Annotated in this window: 2 protein-coding genes; one reads left to right on the top strand and one right to left on the bottom strand. The window is 73.2% G+C overall.

The genetic code is table 11. The features are described from left to right. Window positions 1-540: AraC family ligand binding domain-containing protein (locus ACFFNX_RS47625; protein WP_378213031.1), on the bottom strand; the 540-nt coding region annotated here is incomplete at its 3' end. Window positions 541-632: 92 nt separating this feature from the next. On the opposite strand from ACFFNX_RS47625, the gene ACFFNX_RS47630 reads away from it, so the two are divergent. Beyond that, on the top strand, window positions 633-2,450 hold a 1,818-nt coding region (locus tag ACFFNX_RS47630), incomplete at its 3' end, for a DUF5107 domain-containing protein (RefSeq protein ID WP_378213032.1).

The following is a 2,450-nucleotide window of genomic DNA, read 5'->3' on the forward strand; positions in this document are numbered from 1 at the left end:
GGGCGCGCCGGTCTGGCCGGCGGCCAGCAGGTCCAGCAGATGCCAGGCCGCGCCGGCGGCGGCCAGCCGGCTCGGCACCGAGTCGTCGCGCTCCATCCGGCCGAGCACCTCGTCGACCAGCGCGACCGCCTGGTAGACGTCGGTCACCGGGACCACCGGCCGCTCGGGGTCGGCCAGGACGGCGCCGGTCAGCTCACCGGCGTCGGCCCCGCCCACGTGCAACCACCAGATCGTCCAGGGCCGGTCGGGGTCGGCGCCGTACTCGTGGCCGACGCCGGCCGGGATGACCAGGGCCTCCCCCGGGCCGACCTCGAACCGTCCGGACGGCAGCCGGCACCATCCCACGCCCTCGGCGCAGACGATGACGATGACCTGCGGGCTGCCCTCCGCACGGCTCCGGCGGTGGTCAGCGGCCTTGGGGAAGTAGCCGCAGTCGGTGACGAGCAGCCGCGAGGTGAGCGGCAGCACGAGCGCCTCACGTACCAGCGGGCGGGCGAGCACGCTGATGCGCTCACCGGCGAAACCGTCCATGCGGGACATGGGGCCATGCTGACCGCCGATCGTCGTTTCGTCCAGGGAATCCGTCCCTTCGCACATTCCGGCGCATCCCGGCACGTCCGTACGCTCGGACCATGCCGGACGACCCCAGGATCGCGTTGCCACCCGTGCCCGACGACCAGCGCGGGGAGGCGGTGGCGGTCTGGCGCGAGGACGTCCCGATCGACACGTACACCCCGGCGGCGCCGGACGTCTACCCGGCGTTCCTGGAGGCCCGGGTGTACCAGGGCTCGTCGGGCCGGGTGTACCCGCTGCCGTTCTACGAGCGGATCGCCGAGACGCGGGAGCCGGTGCGCTGGGACGCGGTGCATCTGGAGAACCGCTGGCTGCGCCTCATGGTGCTGCCCGCGCTGGGCGGGCGCATCCACGTCGGGTACGACAAGACCGCCGGCTATGACTTCTTCTACCGCAACAACGTGATCAAGCCCGCGCTCGTCGGGCTGGCCGGCCCCTGGATCTCCGGCGGCGTGGAGTTCAACTGGCCGCAGCACCACCGGCCGGGCACGTTCCTGCCGGTCGACGTCGAGATCGAGCACGAGCCGGACGGCGCGGTGACGGTGTGGTGCTCCGACCACGACCCGCTGACGCGGATGAAGGGCATGCACGGCGTACGGCTGCGGCCCGACCGCGCCGTCGTGGAGTTGCGGGTCCGGCTCTACAACCGGACCGAGGACGTGCGGACGTTCCTGTGGTGGGCCAACGTCGCCGCGCACGCGAACGACCACTACCAGTCCTTCTTCCCCACCGACGTGCGCTTCGTGGCCGACCACGCCAAGCGGGCGACGACCACGTTCCCCCGCGCCTCGGGCCGCTACTACGGCGTCGACTACCCCGCGCGCGCCGACGGCTCCCGCCCGGACGGCGACCGGCTCGACTGGTACCGCAACATCCCCGTGCCCACGTCGTACATGTGCGTGGGCAGCGAGGACGACTTCTTCGGCGGCTACGACCACGGCGCGCAGGCCGGCTTCGTACACTGGGCCGACCATCGCATCGCACCCGGCAAGAAGCAGTGGACCTGGGGGAACGCGCCGTTCGGCTGGGCTTGGGACCGCAACCTGACGGACGGCGACGGCCCGTACGTCGAGCTGATGGCCGGCGTCTTCACCGACAACCAGCCGGACTTCTCCTTCCTCGCGCCGGGCGAGACCAGGAGCTTCAGCCAGTACTGGTACCCGATCCAGCGGATCGGCCCGGCCCACCAGGCGAACCTCGACGCCGCCGTGAGCCTGTCGGCCGACGCGGGCACGGCGCGCGTCGGTGTGGCGGTGACGGCCGTACGCCGGGGCTGTCTTGTCCGGCTCCGGGCGGGCGACGCGGTCGTCTGGGCGGAGCGGCACGACCTCGCTCCCGAATCTCCCCTGGTCACGGACGTTCCGCTACCGCGCTCGTACGCTCTGGAGGACCTGGAGCTGACGGTCGAGCACGAGGGCGCCACGCTGCTGTCCTGGCGTCCGCGGCCGGCGCCCGCCGAGGAGACGCCGCCCGCACCGGCCACCGAGCCGCCCGCCCCCGAGGAGATCACCGGCACGGACGAGCTGTACGTCACCGGGCTGCACCTGGAGCAGTACCGGCACGCGACGCGCTCTCCGGAGCCGTACTGGCAGGAGGCGCTGCGCCGCGATCCCGGCGACGCGCGGTCGGCGGTCGCACTCGCCGCGCGGCGGTACGGCGACGGGCTCTACACCGAGGCCGAAGAGCTGCTCCGGCGTGCCGTCGCCCGCCAGACACTGCGCAACCCGAACCCCTACGACGGCGAGGCGTACTACCGGCTGGGCCTGACGCTCATCCGGCTCGACCGGGCCGCCGAGGCCTACGACGCGCTGGCCAAGGCCGCGTGGAACGCCGCCTGGCGCGCCCCGGCCCACTGGGCGCTGGCCCGGCTCGACTGC

The sequence above is a fragment of the Actinoallomurus acaciae genome, assembly GCF_042429965.1.
In the GTDB taxonomy this organism is placed as follows: Bacteria; Actinomycetota; Actinomycetes; order Streptosporangiales; family Streptosporangiaceae; genus Actinoallomurus; species Actinoallomurus acaciae.